This window comes from Tahibacter amnicola, from assembly GCF_025398735.1.
Lineage (GTDB): Bacteria > Pseudomonadota > Gammaproteobacteria > Xanthomonadales > Rhodanobacteraceae > Tahibacter > Tahibacter amnicola.
This window is the reverse complement of sequence record NZ_CP104694.1, coordinates 2,147,976-2,169,897: the sequence shown is the minus strand read 5'-3', so window position 1 is coordinate 2,169,897 and position 21,922 is coordinate 2,147,976. Positions and strand designations below refer to the sequence as shown.

General features: G+C 65.4%; 17 protein-coding genes. 9 read left to right on the top strand and 8 right to left on the bottom strand.

Annotated elements, in window-relative coordinates:
* The first annotated feature begins 17 nt into the window (after window positions 1-17).
* The 3 genes from N4264_RS09225 to N4264_RS09215 all read left to right on the top strand — a co-directional run bounded on the left by N4264_RS09225 (window position 18) and on the right by N4264_RS09215 (window position 5,674).
* Window positions 18-3,395 carry an ATP-binding protein gene (locus N4264_RS09225; RefSeq protein ID WP_261697603.1) on the top strand — a complete coding sequence of 1,126 codons (3,378 nt, stop codon included), beginning with the start codon at window positions 18-20 and terminating at the stop codon, window positions 3,393-3,395.
* The gene (locus N4264_RS09220) at window positions 3,392-4,579 is read left to right on the top strand and encodes a DUF3322 domain-containing protein (RefSeq protein WP_261696746.1); all 1,188 of its coding nucleotides are present in this window, start codon (window positions 3,392-3,394) and stop codon (window positions 4,577-4,579) included. Before N4264_RS09225 ends, N4264_RS09220 begins: the two co-directional genes overlap by 4 nt.
* 72 nt (window positions 4,580-4,651) lie before the next feature.
* Window positions 4,652-5,674: a GGDEF domain-containing protein gene (locus N4264_RS09215; RefSeq protein ID WP_261696745.1), complete on the top strand. Its 1,023-nt coding sequence runs from the start codon at window positions 4,652-4,654 to the stop codon at window positions 5,672-5,674.
* 14 nt (window positions 5,675-5,688) lie between these two features.
* On the opposite strand, the gene N4264_RS09210 is transcribed toward N4264_RS09215, so the two are convergent.
* Entirely contained in the window at window positions 5,689-6,609 is a 921-nt protein-coding gene (locus tag N4264_RS09210) for a hypothetical protein (protein ID WP_261696744.1), read from the bottom strand.
* 45 nt (window positions 6,610-6,654) lie between these two features.
* Here N4264_RS09210 and N4264_RS09205 point away from each other — a divergent pair, with 45 nt between their 5' ends.
* The 3 genes from N4264_RS09205 (at window position 6,655) to N4264_RS09195 (ending at window position 9,543) form a co-directional block, all read left to right on the top strand.
* Window positions 6,655-6,804, top strand: coding sequence for a hypothetical protein (locus N4264_RS09205; protein WP_261696743.1), 150 nt, complete (start codon window positions 6,655-6,657; stop codon window positions 6,802-6,804).
* Window positions 6,805-7,051: 247 nt separating this feature from the next.
* Window positions 7,052-8,464, top strand: a complete 1,413-nt coding sequence (locus tag N4264_RS09200; RefSeq protein ID WP_261696742.1) for a hypothetical protein — start codon at window positions 7,052-7,054, stop codon at window positions 8,462-8,464.
* Window positions 8,461-9,543: a hypothetical protein gene (locus N4264_RS09195; RefSeq protein ID WP_261696741.1), complete on the top strand. Its 1,083-nt coding sequence runs from the start codon at window positions 8,461-8,463 to the stop codon at window positions 9,541-9,543. Before N4264_RS09200 ends, N4264_RS09195 begins: the two co-directional genes overlap by 4 nt.
* A 15-nt stretch (window positions 9,544-9,558) precedes the next feature.
* Here the strand turns inward: N4264_RS09195 and N4264_RS09190 are convergent, their stop codons facing one another.
* Window positions 9,559-10,560 carry an MBL fold metallo-hydrolase gene (locus N4264_RS09190; RefSeq protein ID WP_261696740.1) on the bottom strand — a complete coding sequence of 334 codons (1,002 nt, stop codon included), beginning with the start codon at window positions 10,558-10,560 and terminating at the stop codon, window positions 9,559-9,561.
* A 161-nt stretch (window positions 10,561-10,721) separates the two neighbouring features.
* Between N4264_RS09190 and N4264_RS09185 the strand changes: the two genes are divergently transcribed.
* Both N4264_RS09185 and N4264_RS09180 read left to right on the top strand, forming a co-directional pair.
* Complete coding sequence (locus N4264_RS09185; protein WP_261696739.1) at window positions 10,722-11,657, top strand: LysR family transcriptional regulator; 936 nt, start codon at window positions 10,722-10,724, stop codon at window positions 11,655-11,657.
* A 104-nt stretch (window positions 11,658-11,761) separates the two neighbouring features.
* A complete protein-coding gene (locus tag N4264_RS09180; RefSeq protein ID WP_261696738.1) occupies window positions 11,762-12,250 on the top strand; it encodes an SRPBCC family protein in 489 nt (162 codons plus the stop codon).
* 91 nt (window positions 12,251-12,341) lie between these two features.
* On the opposite strand, the gene N4264_RS09175 is transcribed toward N4264_RS09180, so the two are convergent.
* Window positions 12,342-12,698 (bottom strand): hypothetical protein, encoded by a 357-nt coding sequence (locus N4264_RS09175; protein WP_261696737.1) that lies wholly within the window; start codon window positions 12,696-12,698, stop codon window positions 12,342-12,344.
* On the opposite strand from N4264_RS09175, the gene N4264_RS09170 reads away from it, so the two are divergent.
* Window positions 12,698-15,205, top strand: coding sequence for a hypothetical protein (locus tag N4264_RS09170; RefSeq protein WP_261696736.1), 2,508 nt, complete (start codon window positions 12,698-12,700; stop codon window positions 15,203-15,205). The genes N4264_RS09175 and N4264_RS09170 overlap by 1 nt on opposite strands.
* A gap of 51 nt (window positions 15,206-15,256) precedes the next feature.
* Here N4264_RS09170 and N4264_RS09165 read toward each other — a convergent pair whose 3' ends face one another.
* The 5 genes from N4264_RS09165 to N4264_RS09145 form a co-directional block, all read right to left on the bottom strand.
* Window positions 15,257-17,617, bottom strand: coding sequence for a M9 family metallopeptidase (locus N4264_RS09165; RefSeq protein ID WP_261696735.1), 2,361 nt, complete (start codon window positions 17,615-17,617; stop codon window positions 15,257-15,259).
* 240 nt (window positions 17,618-17,857) lie between these two features.
* A complete protein-coding gene (locus tag N4264_RS09160; RefSeq protein WP_261696734.1) occupies window positions 17,858-18,502 on the bottom strand; it encodes a hypothetical protein in 645 nt (214 codons plus the stop codon).
* A gap of 1 nt (window position 18,503) precedes the next feature.
* Window positions 18,504-19,853 carry a peptidylprolyl isomerase gene (locus tag N4264_RS09155; RefSeq protein WP_261696733.1) on the bottom strand — a complete coding sequence of 450 codons (1,350 nt, stop codon included), beginning with the start codon at window positions 19,851-19,853 and terminating at the stop codon, window positions 18,504-18,506.
* Between the two features lie 3 nt (window positions 19,854-19,856).
* A complete protein-coding gene (locus N4264_RS09150) occupies window positions 19,857-20,894 on the bottom strand; it encodes a phospholipase C/P1 nuclease family protein (protein WP_261696732.1) in 1,038 nt (345 codons plus the stop codon).
* A gap of 389 nt (window positions 20,895-21,283) precedes the next feature.
* A complete protein-coding gene (locus N4264_RS09145; protein WP_261696731.1) occupies window positions 21,284-21,757 on the bottom strand; it encodes an aminoacyl-tRNA deacylase in 474 nt (157 codons plus the stop codon).
* Window positions 21,758-21,922 lie beyond the last annotated feature (165 nt).

The following is a 21,922-nucleotide window of genomic DNA, read 5'->3' as shown; positions in this document are numbered from 1 at the left end:
AGGTCGCCGACCCGCACATGGCGGGCCTGGATTTCATCGCGGACGACACGCGTTCCGGATTTCGCCTGTCCCGCCTGGAAGTCTACAACTGGGGCACCTTCGACAAGCGTGTCTGGACGCTGCAACTGGACGGCCTCAACGGACTTCTCACCGGCGACATCGGCTCCGGAAAATCCACCCTGGTGGACGCGATCACGACCCTGCTCGTTCCTGCGCATCGTATCGCCTACAACAAGGCCGCCGGCGCAGACAACAAGGAACGCAGCCTGCGTTCCTACGTGCTGGGTCATTACAAGTCCGAGCGCAACGAAGTGACGGGTACCGCCAAACCCGTATCCCTGCGCGACCACAACAGCTATTCGGTCATACTCGGCGTTTTCCACAATGCGGGATACGACCAGACCGTCAGCCTGGCCCAGGTGTTCTGGCTCAAAGATGCCCAGGGTCAACCGGCCCGCTTCTTCCTCGGTGCCGAACGCGGTTTGTCCATCGCATCCGACTTCTCCCAGTTCGGCACCGATATCGCCCAGCTCCGCAAGAAGCTGCGTACGACCGGCGCGGAGCTGCACGACAGTTTCCCGCCCTACGCAGCCTGGTTCCGGCGCCGCTTCGGCATCGAGAACGAGCAGGCGCTGGAGTTGTTCCACCAGACGGTATCCATGAAGTCGGTCGGCAATCTGACGGATTTCGTCCGCAGCCACATGCTCGAACCGTTCGAGGTGGCGCCGCGGATCCAGGCGCTGATCAGCCACTTCGACGACCTGAACCGCGCCCATGAGGCGGTCCTCAAGGCACAGCAACAGGTCGATTGGTTGACGCCCCTGGTCGCCGACTGCGCGCGACACGCCTTGCTCGTCGACGACATGCAGATGCTGCGTCACTCCCGCGATGCACTGCGCGGCTATTTCGGCACTTTGAAACAGGCGTTGGTCACCCGGCGCCTGGCACAGCTGGCTGAGGAGTGGATACGTGCCGACAGCCTGGTACAACGGCTGGATGCCGTCTGCGACGAACAGGTCGCCCAAATCGACGAGCTCAGGCAGGCGATCAGCGACAGTGGCGGCGACCGGCTTGAGCGCCTGTCGGTCGAGATCCGCAAGAACGAGCAACTCCGCGATGCCCGCCGCGCCAAGTACGAACGCTACATCGGGCTGGTCAACGTGCTTGGCGAGCCCGGTGCGGCGGACAGCAGCCAGTTCCTGGCCCAACGACACCAGTTCAAGGCACTGCGGGATACCGAGCGTGCCAACGACGCAGACCTGCAGAACAGCCTGACCGAACATGCCGTCGCCCTGAGCCAGGGCAAGCAGGAGCACGACGCGCTCAGCGCCGAGATCGACAGCCTCAAGCGCCGGCGAAGCAATATCGATTACCAGCAAGTGCAAATTCGTGCAGCGCTCTGCGAGGCACTGGGGCTGGGCGAAACCGACATGCCCTTCGCCGGCGAGCTGATCCAGGTGCGTGACGAGGCGCGCGACTGGGAAGGCGCGGCGGAACGACTTCTCCGCGGATTTGGCCTTTCGCTTCTGGTATCTGATGCACACTACAAGACGGTTTCCGAGTGGGTCGATGCAAGCCACCTGCGGGGACGCCTGGTCTATTTCCATGTACGGCCGCGCCGGTCCGCCGAGCTGCCGACGCTGCATCGTGATTCGCTTGTCAGCAAGCTCTCCGTCAAACCCGACTCGCCACACTATGACTGGCTGGAGCGCGAGCTCGCCCACCGCTTCGATGTCGCCTGCTGCGCGACGCAGGAACAGTTCCGTCGCGAAACGCGGGCGATCACGCGTGCCGGGCAGATCAAGGATCCGAGCGGCCGTCACGAGAAGGACGACCGGCACCGCATTGACGATCGCAGCCGCTACGTCCTGGGTTGGAGCAATACGGCCAAGCTCGCCGCGCTGGAAACCAAGCGCCGCCAGCTGGAAGGCCGGCTCGCGGATACCGGCCAGCGTATCGCCGAGGTGCAGCAATTGCGCAAGAGCCTGGAATCACGCCTGGATGCATTGACACGCCTGGAGGAGTTCGTCGCGTTCGACGAGCTGGACTGGGCCAGCGTAGCCACGACGATTGCCCAGCTGGTGGACGAACGCGAACGCCTCGAATCCGCGTCGGATGTACTCAAGCAGTTGAACGAGCAGCTGCGCCAGCTGCAGCAGCGGCTCAAGCAATCTGAACTGGATCGGCGGGACGCCCGTGACAAGCGGGCGCGCCTGGAGCAGCGTCGCGCCGATGCCGAAGAGCTGCAACGTCAGACCGCGGAGCTGCTCGTCGAATCGACACCCGATCCGTCCCTGGCCGCAGCCCTGGACGCCATGCGCCAACAAGCGCTGGGCGACCATTCACTTACCGTGGAGTCGTGCGGCAATCGCGAACAGGAAATGCGCGCCTGGCTGCAATCGCGGATCGATGCGGAAGATCTCCGTCTCAAGCGTCTGGCCGAGAAAATCATCAAGGCCATGGTGACGTTCAAGGAAGCATTCAAGCTGGAAACGGCCGACATCGACGCCAGTCTCGAAGCGGCATTCGAATATGAGAATCTGCTCGCCCAGCTCAATCGCGACGACCTGCCGCGATTTGTCACGCGGTTCAAGGAATTGCTCAACGTCAACACGATCAACGAAATCGCCAACTTCAACGCGCAGCTCGCGCGCGAGCGCGAAACGATCAAAGACCGCATCACGCATATCAACAAGTCGCTGGGCGAGATCGACTACAACCCCGGCCGCTACATCGTGCTCGAATCCCAAGGCAGCCCGGATGCGGAGATCCGCGACTTCCAGCAGGAATTGCGGGCCTGTACGGAAGGTGCGGTGACTGGGTCGGAAGACGCGCAATACTCCGAGGCCAAGTTCCTGCAGGTGAAGGCCATCATCGATCGCTTCCGCGGCCGCGACGGCGTGACGGAACTGGACCGCCGCTGGACGGCCAAGGTCACCGACGTGCGCAACTGGTTCCTGTTCGCCGCCAGCGAGCGCTGGCGTGAAGACCACGCCGAACACGAGCACTATTCCGACTCCGGCGGAAAATCAGGGGGCCAGAAGGAGAAGCTGGCGTACACCATCCTGGCTGCAAGTCTGGCGTACCAGTTTGGTCTTGAATGGGGCGCCGTCCGATCCCGTTCATTCCGCTTTGTCGTCATCGATGAAGCGTTCGGACGCGGATCAGACGAATCCGCCCAATATGGGTTGAAGCTGTTCCGCCAGCTCAACCTGCAGCTTCTGATCGTGACACCACTGCAGAAGATCCACATCATCGAGCCCTATGTATCCAGTGTGGGTTTTGTGCACAACGAGGGCGGCCGCGCATCCCAATTGCGGAATCTGTCCATCGAGGAGTATCGCGCGCAGAAATCGGCCCAGGCTGCAGCGGTGCCAGGCGAGACGACGGCATGAGGTGGTCCGATGTCACAGACATCCGATCTCAGCTCGAGCGCCGATGGGAGAAGGGCGAACTCTTGCGCGACCTTCTGCGGGAAGCTTCGCAGTTTCCCCTGCGAATCGCGCTGCGTACACCGGATACCCGCGACATCACCGAGCGTTTCGACGCGGTCCGCGCCTGGGCATCCGGTCTGGCCGCTGGCGCACCGATTCGGCTGGAGTGGACCGAAATCCGCCATCGCGTCCAGGGTACGCAGCGCCTTCCCTGCGGCGCCTGGATCGATTCGCTCGATGGCGCTGTTGCGTGGCTGGGCAAGCAGCAAGAGATCGCGCAATTCAGGGACATCATCGCGACAACGCGCAAGGAATGCCCGGCGGCCGTAAGCTGGCTGGAGAAACGTCCCCTCGAAGCCTTGGCGCTGGCCCCGGACTGGTCGCGCCTCCTGGCGGTCGTGCGCTGGCTGCGTGACACGCCAAGACCAGGCATCTACTTGCGCCAGGTCGATCTGCCAGGCGTGCACTCCAAGTTCATCGAATCCCACCGGCGCGTACTGGCAGAGCTGCTTGACCTCGTCCTGCCTGCCGATCAGATCAATTCCGCGCGAACTGGTGTCGGGCACTTCTCCGCGCGTTACGGCTTCCGGGAAAAGCCTGTCCGGCTTCGTTTCCGGCTGCTTGACCCGCAGGTGAGTCTTATCCCGGGCGCGCCGGGCGCCGACATCACCCTCGACGAGCACTCGTTCAGCCGCCTGGATCTGCCTCTGCAGCGGGTATTCATCACCGAGAATGAAACCAACTTTCTGGCGTTCCCGCCCGTTTCAGGCGCAATGATCCTTTTCGGCGCGGGGTATGGCTGGGAGGGACTCGCATCGGCGGACTGGCTCACCCGCTCTACCCTCTTCTACTGGGGCGATATCGATACCCACGGTTTTGCCATCCTGGATCAGCTGCGCGCACGTTTTCCGGCCGCACGATCATTCCTGATGGACCGGGCAACACTGGAGGCCCACGCCAGCGCGTGGGGCCAGGAAGACACACCCGTACGTGCTGAACTCGGACGGCTGTCGGTGCCGGAACATGCGCTCTACGATGATCTGCGCCACGACCGCATCCGGCCCGGTCTGCGCCTGGAGCAGGAGCACGTCCGCTTCCAGTGGTGTATCGATCGGCTGGCCGGGCTCTCCTGCCAGTCCGACTGACCAACGAACCGGCGCCACGTGCGCCCGTTCGCAGTAGCATAGCCCCACCCCATCCCGTGGCCCGGGGGGACCATGGTGCAACGTCGCGACTCCTTCACCCTCCTGCGCGAACGCACGCGCTGGCGCATCGCCCTGCTGATGTGCCTGTTCGGCATGGGCATGATGGTGGTGCTGGGCCTGCTCAATGCACGCGACGGACGGCAGGATTCGGTCTTCCTGTCGATCGCCGTATTCAGTGTACTTGCGGTGTGCCTGGTGATGCTGCTCGCACTCCCACGCAGCACCGGCGGGAAGATCTATTTCTGGATCACCATCGGCGTGCTGGTCTACCTGCCGCTGTTCGGGCTGCAGCAGGGCCGGACCTTCCACTACTGGGCCTATGTGCTACCGCCGGTGCTGTTCTTTCTGATGCGGCCGAAGCCGGCGCTGGTGGCGATGATTGCCTTTGGAATCTATGCCTGCGCCATGGTGGCGCCGTTCACGCCGTGGATCGACGTGGCACGCATCGGACTGAGCTACTCGCTGCTGGTCGGCTTCATGTATACCTATGCACTCCTGGAGGAAAGCGCATCGGCGATGCTGCGCTATTACTCCGAACGCGACCCGCTCACCAATTGCCTCAACCGACGTACGTTCAACGAGACGCTGCAGGAATTCGAACAGGCCGCCAGCGATGACGGCGGCGCGGTCCTGCTGATGGATGTCGATCGCTTCAAGTCCATCAACGACGTGCATGGGCACCTGGTCGGCGACCGGGTGATCACGCAGGTCGCCGCAACGCTCGGCACGGAGCTGGACACGGGAATGGCGCTATACCGCTACGGCGGCGAGGAGTTTGCGGTGATGTTTGCCGGCGGCGATGAAGCACGCGCACTACAGCTGGCGGAGCGGCTGCGCCGCGCGATTGAAACCACCACGATCAGCGGCCTGCAGGTGACCATCAGCATCGGTGTGGCGGTGTGGGGCACGAAGGCGAGCAGCGTCGCCGCAGCACTGGATGCGGCCGACAACGCCTTGTATGCGGCAAAACGGGCTGGCCGCAACCGCGTCGAGAGTGCCAGCGCCCACGCGCCCCGTCTGCAGCGAAGCCTGTAGCGCGGCCGCGCGTCTCAAGGCTTCGCGCCGGCGGGTTCGATCGGCAGCCAGGTGACGATGTGGCCGCCGTGATCACCGATCACGACAATGTCGGTCGCGGTGGCGATGAGCGGCAACGTCATCTGCTTCAGATGCAACTTCTCGGCAGGCACCTTGGCTTTGCGCAGTTCGCCTTCCAGCGCGTAGATATGCACCCCCGCCAGCGCATCTGCCACTACCAGGTAGCGCGAGTCGGCGCTGAACGTCAGGCCCGCCACCTGCGCGGCCAGCACCCGGTCCGGCGCTACTTTGTCTTCGGCGTGTCCAAGATCGTGCAGGCGTGGCGTGCCGTCGATATCCCAGAGCGACAGACTGAAATCGTACTTGATGTCGCCGCTGCGGTTGTTCAGGCCCATGGCAGCCCAGCGCCCGTCCGGACTGACCGCGCAGAGGCTTCCGCCGCGAATGGAATACCCGCCTTCCGGGTACTTCACCGGTACGGTGTAGGTGCGCATCGGCGCCATGGAAGGTGGTGAGGTATGCGCCATCTCCATCGAATGGAAGCTGCAGTTCCAGGCGATAGCGCCATCCGGTGTGAGGCCGCCGGGGTAGATCATCCCGACCTTCCCGTAGGCTGTCAGCGCGGTCCGCTGCGACGGATCGGCGGTCGACCAGCGCTCCATCACGAATCGCCGGCTGGAGAAGGCATACACATCGCTCTCGTCCGATGCGAAGCCGATACCCGGCTCCCGATGCGATTCGTCCTTGTCCCAGTCACCGCCCTCGCGGATAACCCGCGGCGCAAGCTCGGCCACCCCACTATCGCTGTCGGCCGCGTCGAGCTGGCCGATCTCGTAGAGGGCGAGGTCCATGTTGACGCTCTTGACTGCCACATAGCGACCGCGCGGACTGAATGCGGTTGCCACCACACGCCACGAGACGCCTGGATCTCCCATGAGTCTTGCGCGAAGTTTGCCGGTCGCAGTGTCGACGAGCACCAGTTGCTGCTGGCGCGCCCCCTGTCGCGCAGCAACACCACGTGTCCGGACGGGCTGAGCACGCCGCTGCTGCGTTCGCTGGAACGCCAGCGCATCTGGTTTACCCAAACGTCCCAGAGCACCAGGGAAGAAGCCGTGGTGATCAATACGTAACGCCCGTCGGCAGTGACTTGCAGCCCGCCCATGGAACTGCTCTCGGGCAGCGTGATGGTGACGGGCTGTTCTGGTGCAGTCGGCGACGCGCAACCACCGAGAGTGAGCACACCCGCCAGGGCAAAGACCCTCGCCACACACGGGCCCGGTTCGCGCATGGCTACTCCTGGAGTCAATGGCGCGGACGATCATAACAAGCGGCGTGGAGGCATAATCGCTCACCAACAGGTCTTGCGACGACATACCGATGGCCCGGATCGGCGGCACCACGCACCGCGCACCACTTGGGTGGCGAATCCGCTGGACGGTGAGCCTGGTGCTGCTGTCCGGAGCCGTCACCGGGTCGACCACCGATGCCGACTACGCCAGTTGCATCGCCCCACTCGGTATCACCGCTGACCTGCCCTACTTTCCTGCCGTGACGACCACCTGCGAAAAGGTCGGAAAGCCCGGAGGCGTGCAGACCGCCACCGTGTCGTACAGCTACACACACTGGCTGCCCCTGTCGGTCGGGGCGGACTACGCAGACTTCCAGTCCGCCGCGAAACAATCGATGTACACGTACGTTGACCGGCACCTCACCGCGGCTGGCTTCCGGCGGACGATCGAGCCACGCGATGACCATGACTTTGGTGCGCTCGCCGCGGAATACCTGCGCGACCAGGATGGCGACACCGTACGCGCCGTGCTGCGCGCTACGGGATCGGGCGCCACCTTGCAGGTCGAACGCGGCGAGGCCGCATCACCGCCCGCTACCTTGCCACCGCCCTCTTCCGCAGCGAACTTCTACGATGCCGAGCAGGTCACGCGGCTGTTCCGGCTACCGGGCGCGACCGTCAAGCGTGCGGGCTGGCGCAGTAACGGCAATATCCGCTACGACCTGGATAGCCTGCCGGCAGACCAGTGGATCTCACCCGACTGGCCACGTCACACGCCTGCCACCTTCATAGGCAGTTCGCGCGCGATCACGATGGCGTACCCGGATCCGCTGCCCGACGTTCTTTCGCGCTACCGCAGCGCGCTCGCCCAGGCCGGCTGGAAGGCCGGTGTCGCCGACCAGACGCGCGGGCTTGCCGGCAGTTACACCACGCAGGGGCGCACGATTGAATACCTCGTCCGCGCCCACGAACAGGGCGCGACGCAGGTCGAGGTGGAGGTCGCTGATCCATGGCTGTTCCAGCGCCACGCCGCCGTCGCCGCGATCTACGCCGACGCGGACGACCGCTACACGTTCACGCCCCGCTTTGACGCGGCCCGCCAGCCCATGCCAGACACCCTGGTGCAGCTGCTGATCGCAGGAGAACGCGCACAGGATCACATCGACCGGGGCAACGACCGGACAGGCGGCATTGCCGTCTTCCCGGCGTTGGCCGAATCCATGAAGGAAGACGCCGATGCGCAGCGGCTGGCCCGCGAAGCGCAGGAATGGGCGATCACGACACTCGTCTCCCGCGGGTTTGCGCAGGGCCGGGTGCGCGGGTTCGACACGCCCGTCATTGCTGCCCAACCCACGCGCGGGTTCCAGGCCGGCGTCAGCATCGCCAATTTCCATTGCTGGACCGATCTGGATGAACGTGCCGATGGGCCGCACAAGGTCTGCAAGTGCGGCAACAACCGCTATCGCGAGCCCTTCAGCGTCGCCGAAGGAGCCTGCCCATGAATCGACGCCTGCGCAGGGGTATCGGCGTCTTGGCGCTGCTGCTGCTCACCGGTTGTGCGCCGGAGCTGCCCAAGGACCTCACGCCGCTGTTCCAGCTGGCGAGCCAGCGTGAACGGCTGGCCGGCGCCGATGTGGCCGCAATGACGAACCACGTCGTTCTCACGATCGACAGAAATGGCATTTACCACAATTGCCCTTTGTACTCCAAGTCACTGGATGCGGCCTGCCGCGCGCAGATGGAAGCGTTGGTAAGTGACGGTGCTCCGCCGTGGAACGGCAACACGGTCGATGCCAGCTCACTGCCCGACCTCCATGCCAGCCTCCAGCGGACCGGCTGGCATTGCGCGGATGTCCAGCAGCGTCCGCTCCCCTTGCGGATTGCCGCAGACGGCGCCTGGATGGACTGCGACGCACCGGGGATCCTTCCCGCCACCGTCAGCGTCCGCATCACCTGGGATACCGCGATCCCCGACCTGATACGGGTCAACCAGTCCGGCGAGTCACGCGATGTGCCGCTTCGGCTGATCCCGATGACAAGCGAGCCGCACGACGAGCAACTGCTCGTGACGGCGCAGGACAGATCGCTTCACCGCATCACGCTGGCCTTTCGCACCAGCAGTCCGCAGCATGCGCTTCCGGCCGACTTGCCCGAGCTGGATGCCGCATCGTCCGCGCGGGTGGTTGCTGTTGCCGCACGCCACCGGGATGCATTCCTGGCGGCCAATCCCCCCGGCCACGGCATTGCGCTGCTACAAACGGCGGAGCGCGCCGGCGACTATTTCTCGCGCTTGCCGGCGCCGCTGCTGGCAAAGGGGCGCGCGGCCCTCAAACCCTCGGATGACCTGCTGGTCCAGGCGACGGAACTGTTCGGCGGCTGCCGCATGAATCACCCGGAGCTCACCCAGACCTGTCTGGTCGGACGCCTGATGAACACGCCGGCATTGCGGCACTGGTTGCACGCTGCCGTGCTCGACGCACGGCAGCGCAGCGCAGGCCTGCCACCGGAACATGTGGCCGTGCGTCACCTGAATGTCGTAGAGGAAGCCATTCGCCAGGCCGGGCAATCCACCGGCGAATAGGGGCGACCTGCCTCGTCACGGCTTCTTCGAAAACTCCTTGAACGCGGCCGGCACGTTGATCTGGTCGTGCACCCAGCCGCGAATCGCATACCCCTGGAATTCGGGCAGCGTGGTCTGCGCCACGACTTGCTCCAGCGATTTGCCCTCTGCCACCCCGCGCTTGACCTGCGTCGTCAACGCGGCGAGATAGTCGATATGCCAGGCGAGGTCGCCGCGCTCCATGACGGGGCCGTGTCCGGGAACAATCTTCGCGTCCGCCGGCAGGAACTCATGCACGCGACGCAGCGTCGCCAGGGTGTCTTCCACGTGCCCGTCGAGCAGCCATGGCAGCGACGGCCTGGGCGCGATCACGGGATTGCCCGTGTACATCACCCTGGCATCGGGCACCCAGACAAAAACATCGCCGCCGGTCTGGGCAAATCCGAAGTCGATCAGGTGCACCGTCTTGCCGCCCAGGTCCAGGGTGAGCTTTCCACCGGCGGGAATCATCACGTCCGCGGCCCGCGGCTGGATCTTGTCGATTCCGCGTCCCTTGCCGAACGCGCCTTCCATGAAGGCGACGTCCTCGGCGAAGTGCTGGCCGATGTAGTCGCGTGTGGCGGCATGCTGGATCACCGTCGTCGTCGGCGGAAAATAGAAGTTCCCGTAGGAATGATCGCCGTGGTAGCTGGTGTTGACGACATAGCGGACACGCTGCTTCGACACCTGCTTCGCGCGATCGAGAACCTGTCGCGCCAGGCGCTCGTTGATCATGGTGTCGACTACCAGCACGCCTTTGCTGCCGACGACGATGCCGCTGGTGGTGGCCAAGGCGACACCGTTGGCCGCCTCGGCGGCATTGCGCGGAATCATCGCGTACACGTCCGGCGCCAGGGTGTGGCTGACCAGCTCGACGGTATTGGCATCCCAGACAGGCTCGGCCGCCGCGGCGGGCGGCAGGGCGCTTGTGGCGGCGACACCGATGACCGCTGCAAACAGGGCGGATGGAAAGCGTCGATGGAGGGGCTGTCGTTTCATGGCGTTCTCCCAGGGGAATAATGGATGCTGCGGATGGCGTAGCGGGGCTGCGGACCCACCCGGCAGTGTGGCCGGCCCGCCGCCGACTGCTGCATCATAGGCCTATGTCATTGACATTATTGGTGTTATTTTGAGCACACGCTGTGCACCGCGAGAGAACGATGGCTGACCGCTACGAAGACCTGCGCACCTTTGTCGCCGTCGTCGACGCACACGGTTTCGGTGTCGCGGCCGATCGCCTGGGTGTGGTCAAGTCCGCGGTCAGCCGACGCATCCGGGAGCTGGAAGACCGCCTGGGCGCCCAACTCCTGCAACGCTCAACGCGCAGCATCAGCCTGACGGGACCCGGCCAGGAGTTCTATGAACGCGCGGTGCGCATCCTGGCCGACCTGCACGAGGCCGAGGCCATCGCCTCCGCCGCGCGCACCGAACCTACCGGCGCGCTGCGCGTGGCCGCGCCGATGTCGTTCGGCGTGCTGCATCTGGCGCCGGTAATCGGCGAGTTTCTGGATCGCCACCGCCAGATGCGGGTGGACCTGGATCTCAACGACCGCTTCGTGGACCTGATCAACGAAGGCTTTGATCTCGCCATCCGGATCAGCCGGTTGAAAGACTCCTCGCTTGTCGCACGCCCCATCGCCACCATCCGCCATGCCGTCTGCGCCAGCCCGGACTATCTGCGCAGGCACGGCACGCCAGCCACCCCGGAAGATCTCGCCGGCCATCGCGGACTGGCCTACAGCAACCTGGACGAACGCACCTACTGGAGCTTTATCCAACCCGACACCGGAAAAGCATTCAGCGTCGAGGTTGCCTCAGTACTGCGGGTCAACAACGGCGGTGCGTTGCGCGAATCCGCCATCGCCGGCCATGGCGTGGCTTACCTGCCCACCTTCATCATCGCTCCGGCCGTCGAGCGCGGCGAACTGGTTCCCCTGTTGCAACCGTTTCAGCGGCCGCCCCTGGAGCTGAGCGCGGTATATCCATCCCGCCGCAACGTTCCGGCGAAAGTGCGCGCCTTCATCGCATTCCTGGCCGATCGCTTCGGTGAGGCGCCCTACTGGGACGCCATTGTCGACGCGGCAGCAGGCCCCTGAGACCACCCTGCATCCACGCCTGGCGCCGTCTTCGTAGGGAAAGTGCCGGCAGGCATCCGGCACCGGGCGTGCGGGCGGCACGCTGTCGATCCGACGAGGTTTCCATGACGTCCTCCTGCCGTTTCGAACTGGTAACTCACTGGCACATCCCCGCGCCGCGCGAAGTCGTGTGGAAAGCCATCCGCTCGGTCAACGCCTGGCCCAGCTGGTGGCCCTACGTGACGGCCGTCGAGGAAGTGGATGCCGGTGGCAGCGACGGCGTCGGCGCCTGTCACCGTCTGGACTGGAGCAGCCGCCTGCCCTACTCGCTCCGGCTGGTGACACACGTGGTCGAAGTGGTGCCACAGTCACGCCTGCGAGCCAGCGCCAGCGGCGACCTGCGCGGCGAAGGGCGCTGGAGTCTTGCCGACACACGGACCGGAACGGCCGTGGAATACCTCTGGCGCGTCGAACTGGAGAAGCGCTGGATGCAGCGCATCGCGCGGTTGGCGCGGCCGGTTTTCGAGTGGAATCACCAGGGTGTGATGGCCGCGGGCGAGCGCGGATTGACTCGCCACCTGCGCACCGACCTGCTGGCACCCGTCAGCGGCTGACGCCTGCGTCCGTGCACCGCCGCGACAGCCCGAACGTTTGCCGTCCGGGGTGGCCTTCTGCATTGCGGTGTTTACAATGCCGCCGCGATGGTCACCACTCGCGCCAGTTGCCGGCGACGTCTCCTTCGCCGATATCCAGTCCTGCCCAGGCACAGGCCTGGTCGATCAGTTCACACAGGTCTTCACGCTCGCCGGTTTCGATGAGCCCGCCATCCGCCCGGTCATTCAGGGCATTGATGGCCAGCACCGCCGTTTCAGCCGCCGCCATGATCGCCGGCGTATCGCCCTTTGCTTCCACCAGCCGCTGCAGGAAGGTTTCCAGCAGCACGTCGCACTTGCCGACATAGCGGACCATGCTGGATGAAGGCCCGTTGACGCTCTCCTGGTAATTGCGCATACGTTCGATGGCCGACTGCTTGAGCTCGGACAACGTAGACGGAATTGACATTGCCACTTCTCCATTTCCATGCCTCGATCGCCACTCCGGGAGAAAACCGGTCACGGCACTGCGGGCGTTCCGGCCGGCACCGTCGCAAATGCGCGGTCGGCCCACTGGCGATACAGTCGGAGCGCAGCAGCGCGGGGATAATACTTCGACCGAAGGGGGCTATGCCAGAGCCCCTTGCGCGATGCGCGATGCGGCGCTGGCGTATCTGCGCCGCCCCGTCCTGCCTTGAAAATGCCACAACCGTCCGAAAAGATGCCGCGCACTCCCCGAGCCAGCACACCGCCATGCACTCTCCGAATACGCCACGCCGTGTCTTCCTGCTTTCCCTGCTGCTGGCAACGGCATTTCCGCTTCAGGCGGCAGGCCCGACGGGGGAGGAAGAGTCCTACAGCGTCGTCGCCGCCGGCACCTGGCCCCTGGTTCTGTCGGGCAATGGCGAATGGCGTGTGCACAGTGACGGCAGCCGCGTGCTGCACCGGACCAACCTGGCGACGCCCGATCAGGACCAGCGGATTCAATTGCCGGGTGCGCCACGCCTGCTGTCCGCCTCGCGCAGTGCACAGAAAGTGGCCATCGCGTTCAATGAATATTGCGTTGCCATTGCCGACTTTGGCCCGCCGTCCGCGGAATCGCCCGACGCGGTCGCCTTGCAATGGATACCGTCGTCGCTCCTCGGGCAGACGGCAACCTGCGACGCGCTTCCCGCTGACTATCCCGGATACCAGTGGAATACGCTGGCCATCGCACTGTCCGGCGACGGCAAGCGCCTTGCCCTGGCAGGCGCCGGACGGTTCGTTGTCATCGACACCACGACGATGTCCGTCCTCCAGGAGTTTCCCGCCGCGCGAATCGTCAAGCTGCAGTTCCTCGACCAGGACCGCAAGCTCTTCCTGGCCGAAGGAGTCTTCGGTGAATACTGGGAATGGGCGCCCGATCCGAGCGACATGCGCTATGCCGTCCTCGACCTTGCCTCCCGGCAACTGCTGCGCTTTGAACGCACGGCCACGACCACCCTGACCACCACCGACTTCCAGTCCACCTTCAGCGAGCAAACGGGCGAACTGCTAGCCCTGGTCCTTGATCGGACTGGCGAGGCAGACAAGGCGGCCGTCACGCTGCGCCAGGTCAATCTCAAGCAGTGCGGACCGGACACCGCACAGCCGCTCGCCCTGCCGCAGGGCCGCTGGGTGCAGATGGCCGCCGACCCGCTGGGACGGTGGTACGCGCTGCTCCACGAGGAAGACGACACCGCGGGGACTTCCGCACTGAGCGTGTTCGAGCGCCACAGCGGCAAACCGGCGAAAACGTGGCGCCTGCAGCAGGAAATCCGCTCGCTGACCGCGACCCCGGACGGCCGCCAGTTGCTGGCCACGACACGCGCACAGCTTCCCGCCGAGCCCACGCCCGATTACCGCCGGGTCGGCGGTGGGGAGCTGAGGGCCTTCGACATTCCCGCCTCGCTCCTGGAAGCGGCGAAAGTGGAAACGCTCGCATGGAGCCGCGAAACCTGCCGCATCGAAGACGAGACCGCACAGGCGCGCAGCATCGACCGCCACGCATCACCGGCCGTTCGTCGCTTCACTACCGCGCTGACGCGGCTGCCGGACGAGCGTTTCAGGCAATTTCCATCCGAGGAGAATCCAGATCCTGCACGGTGCTCCGAGGAAACCCAGCAGGAGACCTGGGGCGTGACGGCATCCGGCGAATTGTGGATCGACCGGTTCAACCAGATGGAGCACGTCGACCTTTCCAGCGGGAAGGTTCTGGACACCAAGCCACTGCCGCGCACCCGGCAGCGCTGTGCCAGCCTCGTCTTCGATCCCTTTGCCGTCCTGGCTTTCGAGGGCGATACGGTCGCGCTACGTGCCGTCGAGGGTGAGCGCCGTGTAGTGGCCGCGCGTCCGGGCTGGAGCGCCACCCGACTGGAAGTCGGTCATGGCCGCGCATTCGTGCATTGGAAGTCGCGCACGGTCGACGCCACCACCAGCCAGGCCGGCTATGTCGGCACGTTGCACGCCATCGACCGTGGTACGCAGATCATGGAGTTCACCGATTTCGAAGGTGAGGAATTCTCCACGCCCAACCACCTGGCGCCGACCGGCCATCCGTTGCCACCGCCCGCAGCGGGGGCCTATCTGTGGACGCAAAGCTATTTCAACAGCGTGCGCGTGCAACGAAGCGATACGTCCACGGCAACGACCACGGTGCTGTGGGACCACCTCTTTCCACGCCCGCTCGCCACGCCGGTGAACGGCGATCCCGCCAGCACGCTCGTACGTGTGGTGTCGCTCGGCGGCTCCCTCGGCGCGGCCATCTATTCGGACCACGTGGATGTGTACGATGCCGCTGCGCGCCGCCTCGTCGCGACTCTGCCGGTAGCCGGCGTGCAACGCGCAGTATTCGCGGCGCAGCCGCCCACACTGCTGCTGGAGTATGCGGCCGAATCCGGGACCACGCTGGCCGCCTACGCCCTTCCCGCAGCCGTTGTGGTCGACCCTGTGCCGTGACGCGCGGGGCGTCGCACCCACGCCGGCGTGCGGCGTGGGTGCTGCCTGTCGCTATTCCACTTTCGCGAAGACGCTCAGGCCGGTGAACGCGGTCTGCGCCTTGACGTGAATATGCCACCAGCCCATGGCGGGTGCATAGATGGTGAGGTTCTCGGTGTTGTCCGGGCCGATCGAGCGCGCATCGAAATCGGTGGGGCTGGTCCAGCGGTTGTAGCCCACGTAGATGTCCGCGTTACCGGTGCCTTCGCTGGTAAGCACCGTCAGCACCTGGCTGCCGCCCGGCACCCAGACCCAGAAGTAGGTCGATGTGCTCGAAGCGATATTGCTGCGACGGCAGTTGCCCTCGATGGTGTGCGGATCGCTGCTGGTGCATTCGGGCGCCGGCGGCGGCGGATCGAACGTGCCCTGGAAGAGACGATCAGGCACGCACTGACCGTTCATGTCGCCGTTGCTTTCGAGGTAACAGTCCACCCAGTTGGCGAACTCCCCGTTGAGGCTGGTGCCGATTGCGTCCTGCCAGTTGCCGTAGCCCGGCACGTAGCTGCCGGCGCGGAACAGGCTCACGACAGCATCGAACTTCTCGCGCTGGTGCTCGAACAGGTAGCGCGTGGCCAGGTAGCCCCAGCCGTACAGGTTTGACGAGTCGTAGTCCATCCGCAGTACGCGGGCCAGGTCCGCATCCTCGTTCAGGGCCGCCCAGGGCGCGCGGAACGACGGCTCGTTGGCAAAGGAGAACGCGATGTACTCCGCGATCCCTTCCATGTACCAGACCGCGGATTCGCGCGGCGCCGTCGGGACGCCGCAGCGGTCCCCGGTCGGGTAGTTGTTGCAGAAGTTGCCGTGCATGTTGAAACGGCCGTCGAGGTAATGCACGTATTCGTGGGTGAGGTTCCAGATACCCCAGGCGCGGTATACCTCATAGCAGAAGAAGCGCGGCACATTGCCCGGCGCCGCCGGGTCGCCCTCCAGGTAGATACCGCCGTTATTGGTCGCATTGCCGAACATGACGTAAGAGTAGGTGCGGTAGTCATCGGCCGTGTTGAACACCACGACTTCCAGCACCGCGTTGTTGTCATTCGCCACCGGCTGCCGGTTGGTCTGGAGCTTCGTGTGGAAAAAATTCTCCTCGGCCTGCATGGTCTGGCAGGCCGACGTGAGCTGCGACGGCGTCAGTCCCTGCGCACGGATCCGGATCGACGTTCCGCAGTCCACCGGTGCGGCAAGCAGGTTCTGGTCGAGCTCATCATGGAAACCGCAGACGCCGTAATAGCTGCAATTGCCCTCGTCGTAGTTCCATGGGTCGACGACCGAGGCTGCCACCACCTTCAGCACGCCACCGCGGCCGACCAGGGGGAACTGGTCGATGATGCGCTTGACCTGCGCACGGCCGACATCGCGCGTGGCGCCGTAAGCGGCGTCGGTGAAGCGAGTCAGCTCGCGCACGGAATCGATCAGGATGTACTGGCGCGGCGCATCGGCCGTTTCCGGATAACCGGCCGCGGGATCACCCAGGTCGTTGCGCTGGTTGATGATCAGGTTGGCCAGCGAGACGATGATCTGCGGGTCGGCCCGGACAGCGGCCTGGAATTCCGCATCGTCGCGGCCGTTGTACAGCACGTTGTGCGCCGAGGTGATCGAGTTGCGCATCGCCCAGCCACTGAAGGATGGGCCATAGGCGTCGAGCAGGCGACGCATCAGCCCCACGTTCTGGCCGAAGGTATGGGAACTGTGGATGAGCGTGATCACCTCGCCAAGGATCACGCCGTGGCCTTCGTTGACATCCAGGAAGTGCGAGTTGGCGCCGAAGGCGGCGATAGCGTTGCCGGCCGCGCTCTTGAGCGCCCCGGTGTAGGCCCAGCCGGGTTCATCGCGATGCTGCCACTGCACGTAATAGCCGGCGCGCAGGAACATCACCAGCTGGCGCATCTGGTGCGTGTTGTCGCCAGGATAGGTTGCCGCGTCACCCTGCATGGCATTCGCGACGGCAATCATCTTTGCTTCGCCGAAGATAGCAAGCGCCTGGTCCGCGGGCGGCGCGAACAGATCGCCATTCACGCAATCGATGGGCGATGCGCGCACGGCGCTGACGAAGGCCGCATCGGTCGCATTGGCCAGCGCGGTGAAGTCGCAGGCCTGCCGGACTGCCGGCGGGGCCGGTCGTGAATCGGCATGCGGCGAGAGGTTGTAGTCGAACGCGGTACGCGAAACCTCGCCGATTGGCGGAAGATCTCTCGGCGACACGCGACGCGTCGAAAGGTGGTTGTCAGCCGTACGTTGTGCCGCGATGGCGGCGGGCGAAGGCATCGGCGCCGTCGCGGCAACGGCGTCGCTCGTCGCGAACACCGCTGCGCAGGCAGCAATGAGCAAAAGCGCCCTCGCCCCGCGCCGGACGGGCGGGTTTGGATTGTGCATGGGGTCACCCTGGTTATTGTTGTGAGAGACCGTCTGTACTCAGACGGCCGGGCTATGCCGTGCGCGGGCACCCCCTCCTGGGCAACCCACGCCCCATCCTGGCGGCATCCAGTGATCGTAAGGGGGCGCGCTGCCGGGATGCGCGCCTTTCCCTCGCGCATGCGCAAGGATTTTTGACAAATGCGCGACCGTACGCAACACGGCAATCCGGCGCTTGTGTATTAATCTACTTAGCCGATTTCAGTGCATCGGCGTATCAGTGACCACTGGGACAGGCGTTTCCGATGCATCGGCCGCAGGGACCAGCTCGTCGCGTCGCAGACGGTCCAGGGTGTCTGCCAGCCTGGCCATCTTGTCCTCGCCTTCCGCCAGCTGCGCCGGATCCAGGCCCATCGCCCGCGCGCGCTGCAGATCCTGCTGCATGCCGGCCAGCGCGATGCCGGCCTCGCGCTCGAAGGCCGCGTACATCGCTGCCTGCTGGCGCGACTCGTAACGCCGGTAAGCCTGAGGATCTGCCAGTTCCACCGGCGTGGGCGGCTCGCGACGGAATTCGTGCCGGTCGGGCGCGAGCGGCGGCGTACGCGGATCGCCACCATTCATCGCCTGGGCGAGGCTTTCGGCATCCTCGGCGGCGACGCCGGGTACCCGAACGGGCGTAGCGACAAATGGCTGGCGCGAGGGCGCGGTACCCGCTGGCCCGGACGGTGTGAGCGCAGCCGGACGCGGCAGCGTCGGTGGCATCTGTCCGGTCTGAAGGCCCGCAGGATCAGGCACGGACGCCGCCCCCGCGGTTGTGGCAACACCCTCGTCGCGCTGTCCTGTCCATAGCGCCGTCGCACTGGCGACCAGCCCTGCTGCCAGTGCAGCGTATCCGCGCAGTCGCATGTCAGCCGTCCCTGGCGGGCGCGACGACGACCGTCGTCGCCGCGCGCAACCGGTCACGCAGCGCGGTGTACTCGGCCCGGGCGCGGTGCTGGGCGATGGCGACCGATGCCTGGTACCTCACCGTCTCCGAATCGCGCGGAAACGGTTCGATCGCCTGTTCGTGGACGAACGGAATCTCCCACGCCGCGGCTGCATCCGCCGGTGCGGGCTCGCGTACCGGCACGCCGATCCGTCCAGGTCGCTGCGCGAACACGAGCTCGGTGAGCCAATGGGTGTCGTTCCTTCGCGCGAGCCACCCCAGCTGTCCGCCGGCGGCGGCGTCGGGCGCAACGGAATGCTGTCTGGCGATCTCGCCGAAATTGCTGCCATCCGGCTTGAGCAGGGCGGCCACCTTCTGCGCGGTGGCCTCATCGGCGACCCGGATATGACTGGCCCGCACCCGCGCGACCTGCTGGAACTGGTCGCGGTGTGCGTCGTACCAGGCGCCGACTTCCTCCGGCGTCACGCGTGCACGCAGCTGGCCCAGGTAGTCACTGACGTCGTGAATATCCGCGCCGATGCCGAACTGCCCGCGCAGCGCGCGCGTGTATTCGCGGTCACGCAACGTTCGCTCCAGCTCGTCGACAACCCGGCCACCCAGTGTGGTGTGCGCCCAGTGCCGCGTCATCCGTCCCATCAGGTGCTGGCGGGCCTGCGCGCGCAGGAAGTCGTCGTCCAGCCCATGCAGCTGCATGCGTCCCTGGACGTTCTGCCGGCGATATACGTCGTACAGCGAGATCACAGCCTCGGCCTCGCCACGCAACTGGTAGCGCAGGACGACCACTTCGCGCGCCTTTGCGGCTGCCGTGGCGTCGAGCGCGTAGTCCAGCCGCAGCGCCCCCGGCTCGCCGAGGACCGCAACGAGCGCACCGCGCGACAGCACCGGCGTCTCCAGGATGGCGCCACTGGCGTCATCGCCATAATCCTTCCGCAGGGCGGCACCCAGCGGCTCGCGGAAGCTGCCCTGGATCAGGGATGTCAGCTGGTCTTCGATCAGGACATCGGGCGCGAAGCCGACGCGCTGCTCGGGAAACAGCGTGGCGTCATCGTAGTGTTCGCGGGCATAGTCGCCGAGGATGCGCCGTTCGACGATGTCGTCGACGATCCGGTCGACGGGCATTTTGGGGCTTTCGCGCCGGGCATAGTCAATCAGCACCGACAGCGTGCGTGGTTCGAACCGGGCAGCGCCCACCGTCAACGCTGGCGTTCCTTCACCTGCGCCGACCGCCGTGCTGCCCAGGACCAGGCACAGCAGCGCCAGAACGCGCCGCCCCCAGCGGGGCGGCGCACCTGCAGCCGAATCACAGCGCATGAATCAGGGCACCCGCGCGACGCGCTCGGCCGCGCAATTGAGCACGGACACCGTCATAGCGATGGCATGGGGAATCGCCTGCCGTGCGATCCGCGAGCGGTCATCGTGGGCCGTCGACGACAGCACCACGCCGCCGATGCGGTACGAGTAAGCACCGCCCTGGGTCAGAAGTGGCCGGATATCCGTCGCAGCAGTGCTGCCGCACTGGGTGAACGTGCCGTCCTGCAGGGCTGCGGTGACCAGCGCCGGATTGTTAAAGCCTTCGCTGTAGTAGTAGTCGTTGACCCAGCCCTCCCACGCCGAATGGTTGTTGCCGCTGGTCATCCAGGTGTGATGCGGCTGCACCAGGTCGGTGGCATGCAGCACGTAGCCCACGGTCTGCGGCGTCGGGCGGCTGAGGAACTGCGACCACCAGTACTGGGCGAGATTGTCGATAGGCTGGAAGGGGAAGTTCTGGTAGTCGGCGTACATCTGCGCCGTTGACGTGCTACCGATGCGGTAGTTGCGCTCGGTAATGCCGTAGGTGTTGTACTTGGAACCATCGGAGAAGAAGCCGCGCATGCCGCCGCTGCCGTCGTCCAGATGATCGTTCCACAGCCAGCCGGCAGCCAGTTCGTCGACATCGCCGCGGTGGGCCATGCGGCTGTAGTCGTAGCCGCCAAAGTCATTGCCGTGCACGTCGGCGCCGCGCGTGTGGTTCTGGAAATGCCAGAACGAGGTGTAGTGCGCCAGGGAAGCGGCCAGGGACCACAGCGGCGCGCGCTGGCAGTCGCCGGTGATGGCGCCACAGATGTAGGTGTCCTGGAAGTCGTCCACGTCGTAGGCGGACTGTCCTATCGTCTGCGCCAGCTGGTCCACCGTGACGCCACCGCTCTGCGCCCACGCCGCGAGCTTGGCGTAGCGCGTGGTGGCCGGATTGTTCTTCATGTATTGAACCGCATCCAGGACGATGCGCCGGTGCGTCTCCTGCGACCAGGCACCCGCCTGCTGCGACACCGCGAACGCCAACATCCCTACGCCGATCACTCCCGCTAAGCGCATTCTCAGACTCCCTCGTTTTCCGACAATGAAAGCCGGCATTCCCTGGTGCAGATCCGTCACACCCCACGGATGCGCACAAACGGACGCCGGAGTATGGAAAAGCTAGGTACTTCCGATGACACAGTCGTTTCGCCGGGACGACGACATCGCGACACGGGCAGGACAGACAGACGCGGTCGTCGAGACGCCGCGTGTATACAGCGCCGGCAAATCCATTAATTGTCGGAATGCGCCACGGAGCGCAGGCGGACGGATCCCGCCGTCACGTCACCACGGCGAGCGGTCCACGTGGCTGGCGAGCAAACGGGCCCGCCCCGGGGCGCCCTGCGCCGGGAAGCGCAGAATGGGCCAACGCCCCCTTGGCTCAAGGGGGCGGCCAGGCGGCTCTCTCAATGCGTGATGCGATGCACGCGCCGCAGGTGGCGCGGATGCACCAGCTGCTCGAACAGCGCGTAGGGAATCCGGATGAGCTCGGTATGCGTGCCCGCATTGAAGGCGATCTCATCGTCGTCGGTCAGGCTTTCATCCACATACACATCCATGCCGTAGAGATTCCCGAACGGCGGCATGGCGCCGGTTTCGCAATCGGGGAACAGCGGCGCGAACTCGGACTCGGGCGCCAGTTCGGCCGACCCTGCGCCGGTGGCCTCCTTGAGCGCGCTCAGATCCAGGCGCTGGTTGGCGGCCAGCACCACCATCGCCAGGCGACCGTCGAGCTTGACGACGACCGTCTTGGCCAGGGCACTGTCGGGAACGTGCGCGCGTTGCGCTGTCTCGCGGGCGGTAACGGCTCGCGAATGATGGATGGTCTGGAACTGGATGTGGTTCTCGTGCAGGAACTGCTGCAGACGTGGCTCGGACATGGTGATCTCCCGGGTCGGTTCCCATCCGCGCGGAACGCGACCGATGGCGAGCGGACGCGGGAGATCCGGCTCCCGCGCGGGACAGGCGCGTGACGCGGAGCGTCATCGGCACCGACGGATTGCCGCCCGGGAGCCTGTCGACCAGCACGCATCGGCCTGCGCGCC

Excerpts from the sequence above, each read along its gene's own strand:
- N4264_RS09145 (WP_261696731.1), bottom strand. The coding sequence starts at position 21,757 with ATGTCCGAGCCACGTCTGCAGCAGTTCCTGCACGAGAACCACATCCAG.
- N4264_RS09150 (WP_261696732.1), bottom strand. The coding sequence starts at position 20,894 with ATGCGCTTAGCGGGAGTGATCGGCGTAGGGATGTTGGCGTTCGCGGTG.
- N4264_RS09160 (WP_261696734.1), bottom strand. The coding sequence starts at position 18,502 with ATGCGACTGCGCGGATACGCTGCACTGGCAGCAGGGCTGGTCGCCAGT.
- N4264_RS09165 (WP_261696735.1), bottom strand. The coding sequence starts at position 17,617 with ATGCACAATCCAAACCCGCCCGTCCGGCGCGGGGCGAGGGCGCTTTTG.
- N4264_RS09190 (WP_261696740.1), bottom strand. The coding sequence starts at position 10,560 with ATGAAACGACAGCCCCTCCATCGACGCTTTCCATCCGCCCTGTTTGCA.
- N4264_RS09215 (WP_261696745.1), top strand. The coding sequence starts at position 4,652 with ATGGTGCAACGTCGCGACTCCTTCACCCTCCTGCGCGAACGCACGCGC.
- N4264_RS09155 (WP_261696733.1), bottom strand. The coding sequence starts at position 19,853 with ATGCGCTGTGATTCGGCTGCAGGTGCGCCGCCCCGCTGGGGGCGGCGC.
- N4264_RS09195 (WP_261696741.1), top strand. The coding sequence starts at position 8,461 with ATGAATCGACGCCTGCGCAGGGGTATCGGCGTCTTGGCGCTGCTGCTG.
- N4264_RS09220 (WP_261696746.1), top strand. The coding sequence starts at position 3,392 with ATGAGGTGGTCCGATGTCACAGACATCCGATCTCAGCTCGAGCGCCGA.
- N4264_RS09180 (WP_261696738.1), top strand. The coding sequence starts at position 11,762 with ATGACGTCCTCCTGCCGTTTCGAACTGGTAACTCACTGGCACATCCCC.
- N4264_RS09225 (WP_261697603.1), top strand. The coding sequence starts at position 18 with ATGGCGGGCCTGGATTTCATCGCGGACGACACGCGTTCCGGATTTCGC.
- N4264_RS09200 (WP_261696742.1), top strand. The coding sequence starts at position 7,052 with ATGGCCCGGATCGGCGGCACCACGCACCGCGCACCACTTGGGTGGCGA.
- N4264_RS09210 (WP_261696744.1), bottom strand. The coding sequence starts at position 6,609 with ATGGGAGATCCAGGCGTCTCGTGGCGTGTGGTGGCAACCGCATTCAGT.
- N4264_RS09175 (WP_261696737.1), bottom strand. The coding sequence starts at position 12,698 with ATGTCAATTCCGTCTACGTTGTCCGAGCTCAAGCAGTCGGCCATCGAA.
- N4264_RS09185 (WP_261696739.1), top strand. The coding sequence starts at position 10,722 with ATGGCTGACCGCTACGAAGACCTGCGCACCTTTGTCGCCGTCGTCGAC.